Origin of the sequence: Streptomyces sp. MMBL 11-1, from assembly GCF_028622875.1 — a bacterium.
Taxonomy (GTDB): Bacteria; Actinomycetota; Actinomycetes; order Streptomycetales; family Streptomycetaceae; genus Streptomyces.
In genome coordinates, this window is the sequence record NZ_CP117709.1 from 3,794,705 (window position 1) to 3,813,802 (window position 19,098).

The window sequence follows — 19,098 nt, forward strand, 5'->3', positions numbered from 1 at the left end:
ACACCTCCGCACCTCCACGCTGCTCCTCCGTCGAGAAGCTGTTCGATCTTGACGGCACGTCAGACCGTCAAGGGTCAGCGGGAGGTCGGGACAGTGGACTTCACCTTCACCGGGGCCGGGGTCCCGCTGCTGGAGAGCTGTGCGGTCGCGCTGGCGGTCCAGCGGTACGGCGGGAGCACGCTCACGGCGGAGCCGCTGCCCCGGGCCGGCCGGGGCGAACCGATCCTGACCGTCGGCGCCGACGGACGCAGCGGTCACGATCCCGCCGAGCGCGGAGGCTCAGAGGACGAAGGCGGGTGTTCCGTTGTCCGTGACCATCGGGCGTCCGGCGCCGTCCCAGGCCTGCATGCCGCCGTCGATGTTCACCGCGTCGATGCCCTGCTGGACCAGATACTGGGTGACCTGGGCCGACCGGCCGCCGACCCGGCACATCACATGCACGCGCCGACCGTCCCCGGCGGACTCGGTCAGCTCACCGAACCGGCCCACGAAGTCGCTCATCGGGATGTGCAGCGCACCCTCGACGTGACCGGCCGCCCACTCGTCGTTCTCACGGACGTCCAGGACGAAGCCGTCCGACGGCACCGCCGCGGCGTCCACCGAGGGCAGCGGGGCGAAATTCATGGGTCATGCCTTCTCTCGTGCGATCTTGGGCCTCGTACAGGGGAAACATGGGTCTCGTACCTACGCGGCAGAGTCACCCGGAACGCTACTGCACCATCGCCGCCAGCTCGGCCTCGCGCCGGGACACCTCGCCCAGCAGTTGCTCCGCGATGTCCTCCAGCAGCTGATCCGGGTCGTCCGGGGCCATCCGCAGCATCGAGCCGATCGCGCCCTCCTCCAGCTCCTTGGCGAGCACCGTCAGCAGCTCCTTGCGGCGGCTGAGCCACTCCAGCCGGGCGTAGAGCTCCTCGCTCTCGCTCAGCGGGGTCAGAGGCCGCACCGGACCGGCCGCCCACTCCGCCGCGAGTTCCTGGAGGAGGTCGACATCGCCGCGCCCGTAGGCGGCGTTCACCCGGGCGATGAACTCGTCCCGGCGCTGCCGTTCCGGCTCGTCCTGGGCGAGGTCCGGGTGCGACTTGCGGGCCAGCTCCCGGTAGAGCTTGCGGGCCTCCTCGCTCGGCCTGACCCGCTTCGGCGGCCGGACCGGCTGTTCGGTGAGCATGGCCGCGGCCTCGGGGGACAGCCCGTCGGTGTCCATCCAGTCGTGGAACAGCTCGTCGACCCCGGGCATCGGCATGACGACCGCCCGCGCCTCCCGCGCCTTGCGCTCGTCCTCCGGATCCCCGGTCCGGGCGGCCCGCGCCTCCGCGATCAGCGCGTCCAGCTCGTCGAGGCGGGTGTACATCGGGCCGAGCTTCTGGTGGTGCAGCCGGGAGAAGTTCTCGACCTCCACCCGGAAGGTCTCCACCGCGATCTCGAACTCGATCAGCGCCTGCTCGGCGACCTGCACCGCCCTGGCCAGCCGTGCCTCGGGGCGCGGCGCGGCGTCCGCGGGGCCGGCGTCCGCGGGGCCGATGGGCTCCCCGGCAGCGGCGCCCGCGGCACCGGAAGCGTCCGGCGTCACCGGAGCGTCCTGCGCCCCCGGGGCATCCCCCGCTTCGTGGGCGGGCGGGGGCGCGTCCGGCCGGTCGTTGTCCTGCCGGTCTTCATCGTTCCGGGTGGTCGGCACCCCGGCGGCTTCGTGGGTCACCCGTCCAGCGTATGGCCACGGCCCGGGGGCGCGGCACACACGGTGGGCCCCAACCCGGGGCCCCACCCCCTCACGAACAGGGCCCGAGCCCCACTCGGGCCCGGCCCCACCGCCTCACGGGCCCGTCATATACCGAACTCGGCGGCCAGCCGGCCCGCCTTGATCGCCCGCACCAGCTCGGCGTGATCCGCTTCCGTACGGTCGGCGTACGTCACCGCGAACGCGGCCACGGCCGTGTCGAGCTCGTCGTTCTTGCCGCAGTAGCCCGCCAGCAGGCGGGGGTCGGCGCTGTGCGCGTGCGCCCGCGCGAGCAGCGCGCCGGTCATCCGCCCGTAGTCGTCCACCTGGTCGGCGGCGAGCGCGGCGGGGTCCACACTGCCCTTGCGGTTCCGGAACTGCCGGACCTGGAACTGCCTGCCGTCGACGTCCGTCCAGCCGAGCAGGATGTCGCTGACGACCTGCATCCGCTTCTGCCCGAGCACCACCCGGCGGCCCTCGTGTGCCACCTCCGGCACGTCGAAACCGACCGCGGGCAGATGGGGGGCGAGCACGGAAGGGCGCGCCTCCTTCACCTGAAGGACCAGCGGCTCACCCCGGTGATCGAGCAGCAGCACCACGTAGGACCGGGTTCCCACACTGCCGGTGCCGACCACCCGGAACGCCACGTCGTGGATCGTGTACCGGGCCAGCAGCGGCACCCGGTCCTCGGAGACGGTGGAAAGATAGCCGCCCAGTCCGGCGGCCACGACCGCGGCCTCGGCGTCCGGCACCCGGCGCAGCACGGGCCGGGCGTCGACGAAGCGGCGGCCGCCGTCGGGGCACTCCTCGGTGGAGCGGGCGGCGAAACGGGCGCTGGTGTTGTTGCGGGCCTTCTCCGAGACCCGCTCCAGGGTGCCGACCAGGTCACGCGCGTCCGCGTGCGAGACGAGCTCCTCGTCCGCGATCGCGTTCCAGGCGTCGAGGGCGGGCAGCCGGGCCAGGAGCCGCATCGTGCGCCGGTAGGCGCCGACGGCGTCGTGCGCGCCCCGGCGGCAGGTGTCCTCGTCGGCGCCGGCGGCCCGGCCGGCGAGCACCAGGGAGGTGGCGAGCCGCTTGAGGTCCCACTCCCACGGCCCGAAGACGGTCTCGTCGAAGTCGTTCAGATCGATGACCAGACTGCCCCGGGCATCGCCGTAGAGGCCGAAGTTGGCCGCGTGCGCGTCGCCGCAGAGCTGGGCGCCCACCCCGGTGACCGGGCTGCCCGTCAGGTCGTGGGCCATCAGCCCGGCCGCACCCCGGAGGAAGGCGAACGGCGTCGCCGCCATCCGGCCCACCCGTATCGGCGTCAGGCCCGGCACGCGGCCCCGGTTCGACTCCTCGACCGCCCGCACGGCGTCCGGCCGCCCCGACGGCAGGACCAGTGAGGCGTGCGAGGACCGCGGCACCCGGTCGCGGAGCGCCTTCCCCGCCGCCTTCGGTGAGCTCGCGGCACCACGCCGGGCGAACCCGGGCACGACCGGAATACGCGGATCCCCGCCCGCGGTTCCCGCCGCCCCCGCGATCCGCCGCTCCGGCATCGTCGCCTCGGTTCCGCTCATGGAGCGTCGCCTCCCCCACCCTCGTACCGCTTCCGGGCTGCCCGGCTGTCGAACCGGTCAGCGGCCCTGTCCACCAGCGACCGAGCACGACGGTACCGCCGATGTCCAGCGACCGCGCGGGCCCGCTGGACGGGCGAAGGGGGTCCGCTGGACGGGCGCCGGGGGAGCACGGCGACGGCCGTGGTGCGCACGGAACCGGCCGCGACAGGGCTGCGCTTCAAACGGGCCGCGACAGGGGTACGCCCACGACCGGCCTCGACAGGGGTACGCCCGGGGCCGACCCCGACACGGGTACGTCCGGACCGGCCGGACGAGGTCAGCGGCCGTCCTCGGAACCGGCCGCGTCGTCCCGCGCCAGATAGGTGTCCGCCCACCGCCCCAGCTCGTTGAGCGCGGGCTCCATCGCGGTGCCCGCCTCGGTGAGCCGGTACGCGACGCGGAGCGGCGGTCCCTCGTCGACCTCACGGATCACCAGGCCTGCCGCGCCGAGTTCGGTCAGCCGGTCCGAGAGCATGCGCTCACTGATTCCGGGAATCGCCCGTCGCAGCTCGGCGAAGTGCACCGGTCGCTGGAGCAGCACCGAGACGATCTGGCCGGTCCAACGCTTGCCGAACAGCGCGAAGACGCGACTGATCCCCCCGTCGACCCGCCGACAGGCCGCCCGCTCGCCCTGATCCGCCATGTCCTCAGCGTACTTCGCCACCGTGAATGACTTACTAAAAGTAAGCAGCACGGGGGTAAACGCCGACGTGACCGCGGAGCCTCCAGCGGCTCGGCGGCACCACCGCGTGTTGAGCACGGCCAATCGGACGTTTCACGTGAAACACAGCACGCCCGCGGGCGGATCAGGCGACGAACCCTCCGGCGGCGACCCTGGCGCCTGCGGGCTCCTCGTCGCCCTCGTCGCCGGCGCCCCCGGCTCGCGGACCACGGCCGGAGCCGCCGCCTCTCAGGCCGGACCCGCCCGACCGGGGACCCGAATCGGCCGCGGTATCGGAGCCCGCACCCTTGGCTTCCGCGGCGATCCTGGCCTCCTGCTCTTCACGCTCCGCCCTCTCGCGCGCCTGGGCCGCCAGGTCGACCCGTCCCTCCGGCTTGATGTGGGCGATGACGCCGGGGTGAGCGATCGACGGCAGGATGTGGCGCCACATCTCCGCCACCTGCTCGCGCAGATCGGCCCGACCGGAGTCGGCCTCCGAGACCAGCTGAATACCGGTGAACGAAGCGACGATGATTTTGGCTGACACCATCGGGTCGATCTGCGGGAAGACCTCGCCGCGCTCCTGGCCCAGTTCCAGCATCCGGGCCGTCGCATCGATCCAGTCGCCCCACGGGTGCGGTCCACCGAGGAAGACGCCCTCGATGGAGAGCCTGGTACCGGCCCGGGCCATCGAGTTGTGGCGCAGAGCGAAAGCGAACTGCTGGCCACCGTCGACCAAGGACTGCAGCGGCGATCCATCCTGCTCGAACTCGACCGTGGAGGTCTGCTCGTCCATGATCGCCTGCGCGATGGCCTCCTTGGAGGCGAAGTGGAAGTACAAGGCCCCCTTGGTGACCTTGGCGCGGCGGAGAATCTCCGAGATGGCGGCACGCTCGTAGCCGTAGTCGTCGAAGACACTCGCCGCGGCATCCACGATCGACCGCCACGTCTGGACTGCGCGAGCCTGCTTCGCCATTTCCTGCCTCCGGGACGTTCTGTGCGCTCAGCCCTTCACCGCCGAGTCGCCGTCGATCCAACCTCTGCGGCCAGCGTATGCAAGTGCGCCGTTGCACCGGCCATCGGTCTGTCCGGAAACCGTGCCCACACCCGGTGCGTCACCGCCCACGGGCACCCGCCGCGTCCGCCTCACCCGCCTGTCCGTACCCCGCCCGCCCAGCAACCACACGGGCCGAGGAGAACGCGGAGAAGGAGGAACACCACGGATACCGGGCATCGAACCATGGAACAACGAAGAACCCCCGCTTCGAAGAGATCCGGAGCGGGGGTTCTGCCGAACCAGACCCGACAGTCGCGAGCGACCGAGAACACGTGAGGGAACCCAGCTGTCCGCATACGGCTGAGCCTTCTGGAGGCTACACGGGAGTAACCCCGTCTCCCGGACATCCCGGCCCGGCCCCTCGTCCGTGGCCCAGCACGTACGGAGGAGGCGGGCGTCCAGGCGTCCGCGTCGAGGACGGCCGCGGTGGCGGCGACCACGGCGCGGAGCTGTTGCCCCGTGACGTCAGCGCTGGGCGGGCCGCGGAGCCGCAGGACGACCGAAATGCGTCGCTGCCACCGACGGCGACCAGCGAGAGCCCTTCGCACCCCAGAACACGCGGGTACGGATCAACCGGTACAGGTGGGGCCTGTATATCGGCACAGGAGGGGTCCATATATACGACGGGCACCCATAAGCACCCGTGCCACGCCGTGCCACACCGACCGTCCCGGCCCGCCCCGGCCCACCGGGCACCGCACACCGCCGACCAGCGGGAAAAAGCGAAATGGTCGGCATCGTGATCACGATGCCGACCATTTCGTCGGTTCTACCAGGACACCTTCTACGGTGTCCGTCGTGCGCGAGGGGGGATTTGAACCCCCACGTCCCTAAGGACACTGGCACCTGAAGCCAGCGCGTCTGCCGTTCCGCCACTCGCGCATGAGTGGTGTTTCCAGACTCTCTCACCGTGTGGTGCGAGCGCCTGGCGACATCCGGAAGATTAGCACGCTGAACAGGGTGGAATCACATCCGTTGTTTCGCCGACTCCGGGAGGGGAAGCGGGAACCCCGAACCATCGCCCCCACTCCTCCAGAGTGCGTCCCGGGTGCGGGACACTGGGAGGAGGTCACCTCTACGATCCGTGTGAGGGGTGACACTCATCCACAGGCCAGACAAGGGGAACCAGCCGATTTCCCGACGCGTGGATACGATCAGTAAGCAGTACAGGGACGATGACAACGGAGGAGGTGCCCCGTGGGGGTCATGAAGCGTTTCGAGCAGCGCCTCGAGGGGCTGGTCAACGGCACCTTCGCCAAGGTCTTCAAGTCCGAGGTACAGCCCGTCGAGATCGCCGGCGCCCTCCAGCGGGAGTGCGACAACAACGCGACGATCTGGAACCGTGAGCGGACCGTCGTCCCCAACGACTTCATCGTCGAGCTCAGCACGCCCGACTACGAGCGGCTCAGCCCGTACTCCGGCCAGTTGGGCGACGAGCTCTCCGGCCTGGTGCGCGACTACGCCAAACAGCAGCGCTACACCTTCATGGGACCGATCAAGGTCCACCTGGAGAAGGCCGACGACCTCGACACCGGGCTCTACCGGGTCCGCAGCCGCACTCTGGCATCGAGTACGTCACAGCAGGACCCCTCTGCCCAGCCCCAGCAGCCCGCGGCCCCGCGGGCTCCCGGCGGCTACGGCTACCCCCCGAGCGCCGCTCCGCCGATGCCCGCGGCCCCGCCGCCCGGCGCCGGGCGGCCCACGGCCCCCACGAACGACCGGCGCCCGCAACCCGCGCCCGGCCCCCTGCCGGACGCCCGGACACGGCGCTGGATCGAGATCAACGGCACCCGCCATCAGATCTCCCGCCCGACGTTGGTGATGGGACGATCCACCGACGCCGACGTGCGGATCGACGATCCCGGCGTATCGCGCCGGCACTGTGAGATCCGGACCGGAACGCCCTCGACGATCCAGGATCTCGGGTCTACCAACGGCATCGTGGTAGACGGGCAGCACACCACCCGCGCTACGCTCCGCGACGGCTCGCGGATCGTCGTGGGCAGCACCACCATCGTTTACCGGCAAGCCGAAGGGTGAAGCGGGGGCAATGTCAGAGCTGACCCTTACGGTCATGCGGCTAGGTTTCCTGGCTGTTCTGTGGCTGTTCGTCATCGTGGCCGTACAGGTCATCCGCAGCGACCTGTTCGGAACGCGCGTCACGCAGCGCGGCTCACGCCGCACTGCCGCCGACGCGCGCCCCCAACAGGGCCGCCAACAACAAGCAGCGCCGCCCCAGCAGCGCCAGCAGCCCGGCCGGCAGCGCCGCGGGGCACCAACAAAGCTGGTCGTGTCCGAAGGCACGCTCACGGGCACCACGGTCGCGCTCCAGGGCCAGACCATCACCCTGGGCCGGGCCCACGATTCAACGATCGTGCTGGACGACGACTACGCGTCCAGCAGGCATGCCAGGATCTACCCGGACCGTGACGGCCAGTGGATCGTCGAGGATCTCGGGTCCACCAACGGCACGTATCTGGAACGGACCCGGCTCACCACCCCGACACCAGTTCCGCTGGGCGCGCCGATCCGTATCGGCAAGACCGTCATCGAGCTGCGGAAGTAGTACGACAATGAGCGAGCGGAGCGAGCGAGCCGCGGCGGTCCCGACGTCGGACGCTGCCCGGTTCCCGACCGGAGGGTGGGCAGTGTGGCTCGAGACAGGCTGTACCCCGAGTCAGCATCGACTGGGCAGGTGCGCATGAGTCTGTCGCTGCGCTTCGCCGCCGGGTCGCACAAGGGCATGATCCGGGAGGGCAATGAGGACTCCGGCTATGCCGGTCCCCGGCTCCTCGCCATCGCCGACGGCATGGGCGGTCAGGCGGCCGGTGAGGTCGCCAGCTCCGAGGTGATCTCCACGCTCGTCCCGCTCGACGACGACGTACCGGGATCCGATCTTCTGACCTCGCTCGGCACCGCCGTGCAGCAGGCCAACGACCAGCTGCGGGTCATGGTCGAGGAGGACCCCCAGCTGGAGGGCATGGGCACCACGCTCACCGCCCTGCTCTGGACCGGCCGGCGCCTGGGCCTGGTGCACGTCGGCGACTCCCGCGCGTATCTGCTGCGCGACGGCGTCCTGACGCAGATCACCCAGGACCACACCTGGGTGCAGCGTCTCGTCGACGAGGGCCGGATCACCGAGGAGGAGGCCACCACCCACCCGCAGCGCTCCCTGCTGATGCGGGCGCTGGGAAGCGGCGACCATGTCGAACCGGACCTCTCCATCCGCGAGGTCCGCGCCGGCGACCGCTATCTGATCTGCTCGGACGGTCTCTCCGGCGTTGTCTCGCACCAGACGATGGAAGAGACCCTCGCCAGCTACCAGGGCCCGGCGGAGACCATCCAGGAGCTGATCCAGCTCGCCCTGCGCGGCGGCGGCCCGGACAACATCACCTGCATCGTGGCCGACGTCCTGGACGTCGACAACAACGACAGCCTGGCCGGGCAGCTCAGCGACACCCCGGTCGTCGTCGGCGCGGTCGCGGAGAACCAGGCCCAGCTGGGCGACGGCGGGGCCATGCAGACGCCCGCCGGCCGCGCGGCCGGCCTCGGCCGCCCCGTGCCCCCGCCCGCCGGCGGCTTCGGCCCGCCCGGCAGCGGCGACGCCGCTTACGGGGGCATGCCGGACGGCTCCTACGACGCCTATACGGACGAGGACTTCGCCAAACCGGGCGGCGGCCGTAAATGGCTGAAGCGTTCCGTCTTCATCGTGCTCGCACTGGCCGTGATCGGCGGCGGTCTGTACGGCGGCTACCGCTGGACGCAGACGCAGTACTACGTCGGCACGCAGGACGGACACGTCGCGCTGTTCCAGGGCATCAGCCAGGACCTCGCCTGGGTCTCGCTCTCGAAGGTCGAGAAGAACCACCCCGAGATCGAGCTCAAGTACCTGCCGCCGTACCAGCGCAAGCAGGTCGAGGCGACGATCGCCGAGGGCAACATCACCGACGCCCGCGAGAAGGTCGCCGAACTCGCCGCCCAGGCCTCCGCCTGCAAGAAGGACGCGCAGCGCCGAGCCGCCGACGCCGAGAACCAGGCCCGTAAGGGCGAGGGCGAGGCCGGCGGCACCGCCGGGGCCCCCGCCGCCAGGACTTCCGCCACGTCCTCCGCCAAGGAGACCAAGCCGACCAGCGCTCCCACTCCCGGCCCCAGCCTCTCGGAGGAAGAGAAGAAGCTGGTCCCGCAGTGCGGTAAGCAGTAAGCCGTAGGGGGCCTTCAGCACCATGAGCGTTGTCACCAACACCACCACCATCGGCGCGATCGACGCACCGAGCCGCCGCAACACCGAACTGGCGCTCGTCGTCTTCGCCGTCGCCATCTCGGTGTTCGCCTACGCCAACGTGGGCCTCGCCCTCAACGGTGAGCTGCCCTCGGGCATGCTCGGATACGGGGCGGGCCTCGCCCTGCTCGGCGGCGTCGGCCACCTCGTGGTGCGCAGATTCGCCAAGTACGCCGACCCGCTGCTGCTGCCCCTGGCCACCCTGCTCAACGGACTGGGACTGGCGCTGATCTGGCGCCTGGACCAGTCCGAACGCTTCCAGGCCCTGGACACCTTCGTACCCGCCGCCTCGAAACAGCTGCTGTTCTCCGCCATCGGCGTGGGAATGCTGGTCGCGGTCCTGGTCGTCCTCAAGGACCACCGCATCCTGCAGCGCTACACGTACATCTCCATGGTCGTGGCGCTGTTCCTGCTGATCCTGCCGATGTTCTTCCCCGCCGTGAACGGCGCCAAGATCTGGATCAGGATCCCGGGTGTCGGAACGCTCCAGCCCGGCGAGTTCGCCAAGATCATCATCACCGTGTTCTTCTCGGGCTACCTGATGGTCAAGCGCGACGCGCTGGCCCTGGCCAGCCGCCGCTTCATGGGTCTCTACCTGCCCCGCGGCCGCGACCTCGGTCCGATCCTCGCCATCTGGGCGATGTCGATCCTGATCCTCGTCTTCGAGACCGACCTCGGCACCTCGCTGCTCTTCTTCGGCATGTTCGTCGTCATGCTCTACGTGGCGACCGAGCGCACCAGCTGGATCATCTTCGGTCTACTGATGTCGGCGGTCGGCGCGGTCAGCGTCGCCACATTCGAACCGCACGTCCAGCAGCGCGTCACCGCCTGGCTCGACCCGTTCGCGGGCTGGAACAAGGTGGCCGCGAGCGAGCAGATGGCGAAGTCCCTGATGGCCTTCGGATCCGGTGGCACCCTCGGGACCGGGCTCGGGCAGGGCAACTCCGACCTGATCGGCTTCGCGGCCAACTCCGACTTCATCCTCGCCACAGTCGGTGAGGAGCTCGGGCTCGCCGGGATGATGGCCGTGCTCCTCGTCTACGGCCTGATCGTCGAGCGTGGCGTACGCACCGCGCTGGCGGCCCGCGACCCGTTCGGCAAGCTGCTCGCGATCGGCCTCTCCGGCTCGTTCGCCATCCAGGTGTTCGTCGTCGCCGGCGGTGTGATGGGCCTCATCCCGCTCACCGGTATGACGATGCCGTTCCTGGCGGCAGGTGGTTCCTCCGTGCTCGCCAACTGGGCCCTGATCGCCATTCTGATCAGAATCAGCGATACCGCCCGTCGCCCGGCGCCTGCTCCCTCTCCGTCCACCGACGCCGAGATGACACAAGTGGTCCGCCCGTGAACAAGCCCCTGCGCCGGATCGCGATCTTCTGCGGCATCCTCGTCCTCGCCCTCCTCATCCGGGACAACTGGCTCCAGTACGTCCGCGCCGACGAGCTGACCAGCCACAAGTACAACCGCCGCGTCGAGATCGAGCGGTACGCCCACGAGCGCGGCGACATCATCGTCGACGGCAAGGCGATCACCGGTTCCGTCGAGACCGAGGACAGCGACTTCCGGTACAAGCGGGTCTGGAAGAACGGCCCCCTGTGGGCCCCGGTGACCGGCTACTCCTCGCAGGCCTTCGACTCCTCGCAGCTGGAGAACCTGGAAGACGGCATCCTCACCGGCAACGACGACCAGCTGTTCTTCGACCGGACGCTGTCGATGTTCACCGGGGAGAAGAAGCGCGGCGGCAACATCGTCACCACGCTGAACGGCGACGCCCAGAAGGCCGCCTTCAAGGGGCTCGGCGAGAAGAAGGGCGCTGTGGTCGCCCTCGACCCGAAGAGCGGCGCCATCCTCGCCCTCGCCAGCACCCCGTCCTACGACCCCTCGGTCTTCGCCGGCAACTCGCTCAAGGACTCGGACAACCGGCAGAAGCTCCTCAAGGACGAGGACAAGCCGATGCTCAACCGGGCCTTGCGCGAGACCTACCCCCCGGGCTCCACGTTCAAGGTCGTCACCGCCGCCGCCGCCCTGGAGAACGGGCTCTACGACGACATCGACGCCAAGACGGACTCGCCGCTGCCCTGGACGCTGCCGCAGTCCACCACGCCGCTCAAGAACGAGGGCAACATCCCCTGCGAGAACGCCACGCTGCGCGAGGCCCTGCGGGTGTCGTGCAACACCGTCTTCGGGAAGATGAGCGACGACCTCGGCAACAAGAAGATGATCGAGCAGACGGACAGGTTCGGCTTCAACAAGGAAGTCTTCACGCCCGTCCGCGCCGACGCGAGCATCTACCCCGAGGACAACAGGCCGCAGAACGCGATGGCCGGCATCGGCCAGGCGTCCAACCGGACCACCCCTCTCCAGATGGCCATGGTCGCCTCCGCGATCGCCAACGACGGCAAGCTGATGCAGCCGTACATGGTCGCCGAGCGGCAGGCGCCCAACCTGGACCCGGTCTACACGCACGAACCCGAAGAGCTCAGCCGCGCGCTCTCCGGTGAGAACGCCCAGAAGATCCAGCAGATGATGGAGACCGTCGTCAAGGACGGTACGGGAACCAACGCGCGGATCCCCGGCGTCACAGTGGGCGGCAAGACCGGTACGGCACAGCACGGTCTGAACAACAGCGAGAAGCCGTACGCCTGGTTCATCTCGTACGCGAAGACCGACGACGGCTCACCGGTCGCCGTCGCCGTCGTGGTCGAGGACGGCAACGCCAACCGGGACGACATCTCCGGTGGCGGGCTGGCCGCCCCCATCGCGCGCGACGTGATGAAGGCGGTCATCGACAGCAAGAAGTGAGACCTGTCACGGCGGCCGCCCGTCATACCGGACATCGGATACCGGTCGGATATCGGCTGCCGGGTGCGGGCTGATCACGTCACCCGTGCCCGGTAGCGTATGCGCGAACAGCGCACCGCCGCGGACCACACACGGGTGCGGTCGGGACTGACGGAGAGGGCTGGAACAGTTATGGAAGAGCCGCGTCGCCTCGGCGGCCGGTACGAGCTGGGCTCGGTGCTCGGCCGTGGTGGCATGGCCGAGGTCTACCTCGCGCACGACACCCGGCTCGGCCGCACCGTAGCTGTGAAGACGCTCCGGGCCGATCTGGCCCGTGACCCGTCGTTCCAGGCCCGGTTCCGCCGAGAGGCCCAGTCGGCCGCCTCGCTCAACCACCCCGCGATCGTCGCCGTCTACGACACCGGCGAGGACTACGTCGACGGGGTCTCCATCCCGTACATCGTGATGGAGTACGTCGACGGGTCGACGCTGAGGGAGCTGCTGCACTCCGGTCGCAGACTGCTCCCCGAGCGCACGCTGGAGATGACGGTCGGCATCCTCCAGGCCCTGGAGTACTCGCACCGCGCCCAGATCGTCCACCGCGACATCAAGCCGGCGAACGTCATGCTGACGCGCACCGGCCAGGTCAAGGTCATGGACTTCGGCATCGCCCGCGCCATGGGCGACTCCGGGATGACGATGACGCAGACCGCCGCGGTCATCGGCACCGCCCAGTACCTCTCCCCGGAGCAGGCCAAGGGCGAGCAGGTCGACGCGCGCTCCGACCTGTACTCCACCGGCTGCCTGCTGTACGAGCTGCTCGCGGTCCGGCCTCCGTTCGTCGGGGACTCCCCCGTCGCGGTGGCCTACCAGCACGTCCGGGAGGAGCCGCAGCCGCCGAGCAACTTCGACCCCGAGATCACGCCCGAGATGGACGCGATCGTGTTGAAGGCGCTCACCAAGGACCCGGACTACCGCTACCAGTCCGCCGACGAGATGCGCGCCGACATCGAGGCCTGCCTCGACGGCCAGCCGGTCGCGGCCACGGCGGCGATGGGCGCCGCCGGGTACGGGGGCTACGACGGCTACAACACCGACCAGCCCACCGCGGCCCTGCGCCCCACCGATCCGAACAACGCGCAGACCTCGATGCTGCCCCCGGTCAACCCGGACGACGGCGGCTACGGCTACGACGACCGCACGGGCCGCCGCCGCCAGCAGAAGAAGAGCAACACCTCGACGATCCTGCTGGTCGTCGCGGGCATCCTGGTGCTGATCGGCGCGATCCTGATCGGCCGGGTGATCTTCACCCCGACCAGCGACGACGGCCAGGTCAAGGCCCCGAACCTGGTGGGCTCCACGGTGCAGGAAGCGGAGAAACTCGCGTCCAGAACCGACGTCACCGTGAAGGTCGGCGCCGAGGAGCCGTGCGAGGACCAGGAGAAGGGCGAGATCTGCTCGCAGGATCCGGCGGTCGACGCTCTGATGGACAAGGACGGCACCGTCACGGTCGTCGTCTCCACCGGAGCGCCGAAGACCGAGGTTCCCAACGTCCTGGAGAAGTCCGAGGACGGCGCCCGCGAGGTCCTCGAGGAGAAGGGCTTCACGGTCAACGTCACCACACAGGAGTCCGAGAAGACCGAGGGCACCGTGATCGAGCAGGACCCCAAGGGCGGCGCGAAGGCCGAGGAGGGGGCCGAGATCACCATCACCGTGGCCATGCAGACGACCGACCCGATGCCCGACGTGCGGACCCGTCAGTACGACGCCGCCGTGGCCCAGCTCAACCAGCTCGGGTTCACCAACGTCTCACGGGCCGACGTGGACTCGGAGAAGCCGGCCGGAGAGGTCGTCGAGCAGACCCCCGCGGGCCCGAGCAAGCAGGCCAAGGACGTGCAGATCGTCCTGAAGGTCTCCAAGGGGCCGGCGCAGCCGGAGCAGGTCCAGATCCCCGGTGACATCGGCAACAGGCCGTACCAGGACGTGAAGGCCCAGCTCGAAGGGCTCGGCTTCGTGGTCGCTCTCTCCCAGGGCTCGGTCGACAAGCCGAACGCCAAGGTGATCACCAGCAGCCCGGCGCCGACGACCCAGGCGGACAAGGGCAGCACCGTCACCCTCGTGACCATCGAGGGCGGCGGGAACGGCGGAAACGGGAACGGCGGAGGCGGCCTCTTCGGAGGCATGGGCGACGACTGAGCCACCGCACCCGCACCCGGCACGGGAAGGGCCCCGGTCACCCTCATGGTGACCGGGGCCCTTCCCGTGTGCCTCCGAGCGCGAGCGGGTCTCCCGCGGGGCCTGCTCGACGACCTCTCCGGGCGGACTTCCCCGGGCGGCTTCTCCGGCCGGACTTCTCCGGGCGGCTTCTCCGGCCGGACTTCTCCGGGCGGCTTCTCCGGTGCGGCCTCTCCGGGCGGCTCAGCGCATCAGCGCAGTTCGACCGGCTTCGTGCGGTCCTTGTCGACCTTCTCCGTACGCTCCAGCTCGCCCCACACGATGTACCGGTACTTCGAGGTGTAGACCGGGGTGCAGGTCGTCAACGTGATGTAGCGGCCCGGCTCCTTGACGCCCGACTCCTCCGGGACCGGCTGGATCACGTCGACGTTGAACTTCGACGTCTCGGGGAGCGTCTTGTAGACCTTGTAGACGTACCAGGTGTCCTTGGTCTCGAAGACGACCGGATCACCGTTCTTCAGCTTGTGGATGTTGTGGAACTTCGCGCCGTGCCCGTCGCGGTGCGCGGCCAGCGCGAAGTTGCCCTCGTCGTCCCAGGGGAGGCCCGACTCGACCGGGTCCGTGTAGTAGCCCGCGATGCCGTTGTTGAGGGTCTCGGGGTCGGTGCCCTTCTTGACCAGCACCTCGCCGTTCTTCATGGCGGGCACGTGCAGGAAGCCGATGCCGTCCTTGGTGTCCAGGGCGCCCGGGCCCTCCGCCCATCTGCTGCGGACCGTGTCGCCCTGTTTGTCGGCCTCTCGGTCGGCGAGCACGTTGGTCCACCACAGGGAGTACGCGACGAACAGCGCGAGCACCAGGCCCGCGGTGATCAGCAGTTCGCCGAAGAGGCTGACGGCCGTCGCGACGGGGTGGCGGACCCGGCGGCGGGCCGGGGGCGGGGAGGTGGACGTGTCGGCCCGCTCGTCGTGCTCGGTCCTCGCTGCCACCGCACCGTCCCTGTCGTGAGGATGTTCAGCCGACGAGCGCGTCGGGCTTTCCCTGGCTGCGCGGCCGTTCCTCGACCATCTTGCCCCAGACGATCATCCGGTAGGTACTCGTGAATTCCGGGGTGCAGGTCGTCAGCGTGAGGTACCGGCCCGGCCCCTCGAACCCGGAGCCCGCCGGCACCGGCGCGATCACCGAGATGTTGGACGGCGAGGTCTGCGGGAGGATGCTGGCCATCTCGTACGTGTAGTACGCGTCCTGCGTCTCGACCACGATCGGGTCGCCGGGGTTGAGCTTGTTGATGTAGCGGAACGGTTCGCCGTGGGTGTTGCGGTGACCGGCCACGGAGAAGTTGCCCTGCTTGTCGGAGGGCATCGCCGTCTTGAGCCTGCCCTCGCCGTAATGGCCGATCATGCCCCGGTCGAGCACCTTCTCCTTGTCGATGCCCTCGGCGATCGGGGCGACCACGTCCAGCTTGGGGATGTGCATGATCGCGAAGCCCTGGCCGGGTTCGAACTCCCCGGGCTTCCGGTCGCCGTTGGCCCACTCGTCCTGGATCCGGTTGGTCTCCTTGCCGGCGATCTGCTCGGCCCTGATGTTGGTCCACCAGAGCTGGTAGGTGACGAACAGCAGCATCAGGACGCCCAGCGAGATGAACACCTCGCCGACCACCCGGCTGGCGACGACCGCCGGACTGTCCTTCGCGGCCTTCGCCGCGCGCCGGGCCTCCACCCGGGACATCGGAGCGGCCGGGACGGCCGGGGCTGCCTGCCCCGCGGCCGGTTCCGGGCGTCGGCGGCCGCGCCCCTTGGCCGCCCGCCGCCGCTCGGCCCGCCCGCCGGGGGGAGGGGGCCCGGGGCGGGCCTCGGGGTCGGGCCCCGGCTCGTCCGGAACGCGGCTGATGACTTCGGTGCGCGGTTCGGCCGACCCTCCGACGGCGGCGGCGATGACTTCGGTGCGCGGTTCGGCGGGGAGGTCCGGGGCCGGGGCCCGCTCCTCGGCCGGAACTCCGCCCGCAGACGGCTCCTGGGGCCCGTACCAGTCACGCTGGTACCCAGCGGGGTCGTACCACTCGTTCGGGGCTCCCTGGGGCTGCTGAGGCCCGCGGTGGGGCCCGTAACCGGCCTCGTGCGACGGCACCGCCGCGGGTACGTGCCCCGACACCGGCCCCGGTACGTGTCCGAGCACAGGCTCCGGTACGTGTCCGAGCACCGGCCCCGGCGCGTACTCCGGCGCTCCGGGGCCCGGTCCGGGCGCCGGAGCAATCACGGGCCCGGGTCCGCCCGCTCCGGGCCCGCCGGCTCCCGGTCCGCCCGGGCTGGTGTCCGCCCGGAACCACGGCGAGGCCTGCGCGCCGGGCAGCGGATCGTTGAGCGGGTCCGCGAGGCCGTCCACCGCCGCCACGAACGCGCCGTCGGCCCCGTACGCCCCTTGCGCGTAAGGGCCCTCCGGTCCGGCACCGTGCCCGGGGTGGCCTGCGGTCACGCGACGGCCTTGCCCACCACCGGCGCGAGCCCCGCCGACCGCGCGACGGCCCCCTGGTCCCCGCACTGTTCCAGCCAGTTGGCCAGCATCAAGTGTCCGTACTCGGTCAGCACCGACTCGGGGTGGAACTGCACGCCCTCCACCGCCCGGTCACGGTGGCGCAGCCCCATGATGATGCCGTCCGCCGTCCGGGCGGTGACCTCCAGCTCCGGGGGCAGCGCGCCCGGTTCGGCGGCGAGCGAGTGGTAGCGCGTCGCGGTGAAGGGGGACGGCAGCCCCGCGAAGACTCCCTGGCCCTCGTGGGCCACGGAGGAGGTCTTGCCGTGCAGCAGCTCGGGGGCCCGGTCGACGACACCGCCGTACGCGACCGCCATCGACTGCATCCCCAGGCAGACGCCGAAGACCGGGATGCCGGAGTCCGCGCAGTGGCGCACCATCTCGACGCAGACGCCGGCCTGCTCGGGCGTGCCGGGCCCCGGCGAGAGCAGGACGCCGTCGAAGCCGTCCCGCGCGTGGGCGGTGGTCACCTCGTCGTTGCGCAGCACCTCGCACTCGGCACCGAGCTGGTAGAGGTACTGAACGAGGTTGAAGACGAAACTGTCGTAGTTGTCCACGACGAGAATGCGTGCGCTCACTGGTCGGCTCCTGCTCCACCGGCGCTCTCGCCGTCGACGGTCACATCGCCGAACGGCAGCAGCGGCTCCGCCCAGGGGAACACGTACTGGAAAAGCGCGTAGACGACCGCCAGAACCAGCACGAGCGAGATGACACCCCGCACCCATGCGTTGCCCGGCAGATGCCGCCAGATCCAGCCGTACATGCTGACCCCTCCATTCGGTACCCGCACCAGACTAGAGGGCCGCGGCCGGGGAGGGGGTCGGCTGGGGAAAAGCCCGGGTCTTCCAAGGAGTGAGCCCGGACTGAGCCCCGACGGCGGCTGCCGCCGTCGGGGCTCAGTCCACAGGCTGTGCGTAGTGCAGATCCACCGTTCCCGAGTACCCGGGAAGAGTCTCCGCCTCGTTCTCGTCGACCTTCCAGCCCAGCCCGTACGCCTTCACGTACAGCAGGTAGTTCTGGATCGCGGTGGAGTCGTTGAGCGCCCGCTTGAGCTTGCCCGGGTCCCCGACGGCGGTGACCTTGTACGGCGGTGAGTAGACGCGGCCCTGGAGGATCAGCGTGTTGCCCACGCAGCGGACCGCGCTGGTGGAGATCAGCCGCTGGTCCATCACCTGGATCCCACGCGCCCCGCCCTGCCACAGCGCGTTCACCACGGCCTGCAGGTCCTGCTGGTGGATGACCAGGTCGTTGGGCTGGGGTTCGGGGTAACCGGGGTTGGCGGTGGCGTCGGGGGGCGCGTCGTTGAGGGTCACGCTGACGGAGTCGCCAGTGATCTTCGTGGTGCCGGCCGCCTTCTCCAGCGCCTTCAGGCGGGCGTCCTCGGCCTTGGTGGAGCCGTCGTCACGCTGGGCGAGGGCGTCGATGTCCGCGCGGGCGCCGGCGACCGAATCGTTCAGCTCGCCGTTCTTCTCGCTGCGCTCCCTGATCAGGTCGGAGAGCTTCAGCAGGGAGGAGTCGCTGCGCAGGTTGGTGCCCTTGGCGGTGTTGGCGCTGGTGACGAAGATCAGTCCGGCCAGGGCGAAGACCGCAGCGGTGAGCCCCCGGACCGCCCACGCGGAGGTGCGCCGGGCCGGGCCTTCCGGGGAGTCGGCAGAATTGCTCAACGTACCCTTATCTCATCAGGCGCCAGAGAAGCACTACGCTAACGGACGCTCGGGGGAGGCAGCACGCCCCCTGGCATCCCGCCCCCGGCGCCCGCCACAGATCCCTGCGCGGTCACGCAGCGCATCGACAGGAGAGTCCCTCGTGCCGAAGTCACGTATCCGCAAGAAGGCCGACTTCACGCCGCCCCCGGCGAAGCAGGCAACAACCATCAAGCTGACCAACCGCAGTTGGGTCGCTCCGGTGATGCTGGCCCTGTTCCTCATCGGGCTGGCCTGGATCGTGGTGTTCTACGTGACCGAAGGCGACCTGCCGGTCGATGCCCTGGGCAACTGGAACATCGTGGTCGGCTTCGGCTTCATCGCCGGCGGTTTCGCCGTGTCGACGCAGTGGAAGTGACGGACCCCCTCCGCACAAGCCTTGCCCTGAGTTACCCACAGAGTTATCCACAGTCGGGGGAAAAGGTCAGACGATCTGTGGATAACCTCCACTCATGTTGACGCCGGTGTGACCGCAGCCTCCCTCGTCGAGGGGGGCTGCACCCCGTTGTCCGGGCGGAAAGACCCAGCTCAGCGACGAGGGGAACGCATGTTCCTCTTGCCATGCACAAGATTCTCCGCACACTGTGGACAACTTCGGTCCATCTGGGGG

17 protein-coding genes and 1 tRNA gene are annotated in these 19,098 nt (G+C 70.0%); 7 read left to right on the top strand and 11 right to left on the bottom strand.

Annotated elements, in window-relative coordinates; translation table 11 throughout:
- Nucleotides 1–279: 279 nt before the first annotated feature.
- The 6 genes from PSQ21_RS16420 to PSQ21_RS16445 all read right to left on the bottom strand — a co-directional run bounded on the left by PSQ21_RS16420 (nucleotide 280) and on the right by PSQ21_RS16445 (nucleotide 5,909).
- Nucleotides 280–624 carry a rhodanese-like domain-containing protein gene (locus tag PSQ21_RS16420; RefSeq protein WP_097868899.1) on the bottom strand — a complete coding sequence of 115 codons (345 nt, stop codon included), beginning with the start codon at nucleotides 622–624 and terminating at the stop codon, nucleotides 280–282.
- A gap of 85 nt (nucleotides 625–709) precedes the next feature.
- Nucleotides 710–1,693, bottom strand: a complete 984-nt coding sequence (locus tag PSQ21_RS16425; protein WP_274031273.1) for a J domain-containing protein — start codon at nucleotides 1,691–1,693, stop codon at nucleotides 710–712.
- A gap of 125 nt (nucleotides 1,694–1,818) precedes the next feature.
- Nucleotides 1,819–3,117, bottom strand: a complete 1,299-nt coding sequence (locus tag PSQ21_RS16430; protein ID WP_397989402.1) for a DUF2252 domain-containing protein — start codon at nucleotides 3,115–3,117, stop codon at nucleotides 1,819–1,821.
- A 469-nt stretch (nucleotides 3,118–3,586) separates the two neighbouring features.
- Nucleotides 3,587–3,952, bottom strand: coding sequence for a winged helix-turn-helix transcriptional regulator (locus tag PSQ21_RS16435; RefSeq protein WP_274031275.1), 366 nt, complete (start codon nucleotides 3,950–3,952; stop codon nucleotides 3,587–3,589).
- Nucleotides 3,953–4,115: 163 nt separating this feature from the next.
- Nucleotides 4,116–4,946: a ScbR family autoregulator-binding transcription factor gene (locus tag PSQ21_RS16440; RefSeq protein ID WP_274031276.1), complete on the bottom strand. Its 831-nt coding sequence runs from the start codon at nucleotides 4,944–4,946 to the stop codon at nucleotides 4,116–4,118.
- Between the two features lie 880 nt (nucleotides 4,947–5,826).
- Nucleotides 5,827–5,909, bottom strand: a tRNA-Leu gene (locus tag PSQ21_RS16445).
- Between the two features lie 315 nt (nucleotides 5,910–6,224).
- Between PSQ21_RS16445 and PSQ21_RS16450 the strand changes: the two genes are divergently transcribed.
- The 6 genes from PSQ21_RS16450 (at nucleotide 6,225) to pknB (ending at nucleotide 14,280) form a co-directional block, all read left to right on the top strand.
- On the top strand, nucleotides 6,225–7,067 hold the full coding sequence (locus PSQ21_RS16450) for an FhaA domain-containing protein (RefSeq protein ID WP_274031277.1): 843 nt from the start codon (nucleotides 6,225–6,227) through the stop codon (nucleotides 7,065–7,067).
- 10 nt (nucleotides 7,068–7,077) lie between these two features.
- Nucleotides 7,078–7,593, top strand: a complete 516-nt coding sequence (locus tag PSQ21_RS16455; protein WP_030701387.1) for an FHA domain-containing protein FhaB/FipA — start codon at nucleotides 7,078–7,080, stop codon at nucleotides 7,591–7,593.
- Between the two features lie 135 nt (nucleotides 7,594–7,728).
- Nucleotides 7,729–9,228 (top strand): PP2C family protein-serine/threonine phosphatase, encoded by a 1,500-nt coding sequence (locus tag PSQ21_RS16460; protein WP_274031278.1) that lies wholly within the window; start codon nucleotides 7,729–7,731, stop codon nucleotides 9,226–9,228.
- Between the two features lie 22 nt (nucleotides 9,229–9,250).
- Nucleotides 9,251–10,651, top strand: coding sequence for an FtsW/RodA/SpoVE family cell cycle protein (locus tag PSQ21_RS16465; RefSeq protein WP_274031279.1), 1,401 nt, complete (start codon nucleotides 9,251–9,253; stop codon nucleotides 10,649–10,651).
- Entirely contained in the window at nucleotides 10,648–12,105 is a 1,458-nt protein-coding gene (locus PSQ21_RS16470; protein ID WP_274031280.1) for a peptidoglycan D,D-transpeptidase FtsI family protein, read from the top strand. The genes PSQ21_RS16465 and PSQ21_RS16470 overlap by 4 nt, the downstream gene beginning before the upstream one ends.
- A gap of 171 nt (nucleotides 12,106–12,276) precedes the next feature.
- Entirely contained in the window at nucleotides 12,277–14,280 is a 2,004-nt protein-coding gene (gene pknB, locus PSQ21_RS16475; protein WP_274031281.1) for a Stk1 family PASTA domain-containing Ser/Thr kinase, read from the top strand.
- Between the two features lie 230 nt (nucleotides 14,281–14,510).
- Here pknB and PSQ21_RS16480 read toward each other — a convergent pair whose 3' ends face one another.
- The 5 genes from PSQ21_RS16480 to PSQ21_RS16500 form a co-directional block, all read right to left on the bottom strand.
- A complete protein-coding gene (locus PSQ21_RS16480) occupies nucleotides 14,511–15,245 on the bottom strand; it encodes a class E sortase (protein ID WP_274031282.1) in 735 nt (244 codons plus the stop codon).
- Nucleotides 15,246–15,270: 25 nt separating this feature from the next.
- Entirely contained in the window at nucleotides 15,271–16,728 is a 1,458-nt protein-coding gene (locus PSQ21_RS16485) for a class E sortase (protein ID WP_274031283.1), read from the bottom strand.
- On the bottom strand, nucleotides 16,725–17,363 hold the full coding sequence (locus PSQ21_RS16490; protein ID WP_274031284.1) for an aminodeoxychorismate/anthranilate synthase component II: 639 nt from the start codon (nucleotides 17,361–17,363) through the stop codon (nucleotides 16,725–16,727). Before PSQ21_RS16490 ends, PSQ21_RS16485 begins: the two co-directional genes overlap by 4 nt.
- On the bottom strand, nucleotides 17,360–17,548 hold the full coding sequence (locus PSQ21_RS16495; RefSeq protein WP_003967905.1) for a hypothetical protein: 189 nt from the start codon (nucleotides 17,546–17,548) through the stop codon (nucleotides 17,360–17,362). The genes PSQ21_RS16490 and PSQ21_RS16495 overlap by 4 nt, the downstream gene beginning before the upstream one ends.
- A 133-nt stretch (nucleotides 17,549–17,681) precedes the next feature.
- The gene (locus PSQ21_RS16500; RefSeq protein WP_274031285.1) at nucleotides 17,682–18,449 is read right to left on the bottom strand and encodes a DUF881 domain-containing protein; all 768 of its coding nucleotides are present in this window, start codon (nucleotides 18,447–18,449) and stop codon (nucleotides 17,682–17,684) included.
- A 142-nt stretch (nucleotides 18,450–18,591) separates the two neighbouring features.
- Here PSQ21_RS16500 and crgA point away from each other — a divergent pair, with 142 nt between their 5' ends.
- Complete coding sequence (crgA, locus tag PSQ21_RS16505; protein ID WP_097865620.1) at nucleotides 18,592–18,846, top strand: cell division protein CrgA; 255 nt, start codon at nucleotides 18,592–18,594, stop codon at nucleotides 18,844–18,846.
- Nucleotides 18,847–19,098: the final 252 nt, after the last annotated feature.